This window comes from Halorubrum salipaludis (assembly GCF_002286985.1).
Classification (GTDB): Archaea; Halobacteriota; Halobacteria; order Halobacteriales; family Haloferacaceae; genus Halorubrum; species Halorubrum salipaludis.
The window spans coordinates 1-372 of the sequence record NZ_NSKC01000015.1; the positions used below are offsets into that span (position 1 = coordinate 1).

Below are 372 nucleotides of genomic sequence, written 5' to 3' on the forward strand. Positions count from 1 at the left end.
CCCACTCCCGTCTCGTAGTGATGAGCGATCGCCACAGGAGCTTCTCGAAGACTTTGCGGCCGTGTTTGATGCTAGCGATGAGTCCTGAAGTGGTCTCTCGGGAACCTTGATCAGACCGACGGTAATCAGTTGAGAGCACTAGAAACGCTAGAAACAAGTCACCTGGCACGAGTCAACACAATACGCGATTTATGGACATTTCTGAGACGCTCCAGACACTGTATACTGCGACTGTTGAACAAGACGATGGCACCTACCAGATCACCGTACCAGAACGTGAGATAGCCACCGGGACACTTGCTGAAGATGAGACATACCGTGTTGCGCTCATTTCGACGGCAGCATCGGATGTGGACGACACAGAGACGATTG

At 52.2% G+C, this 372-nt stretch carries 1 pseudogene; it reads left to right on the forward strand.

What is annotated here, in order from left to right:
- Nucleotides 1-191: 191 nt before the first annotated feature.
- Nucleotides 192-372 (forward strand): annotated as a pseudogene (locus CK500_RS17660) (TRAM domain-containing protein); the annotation flags it as partial.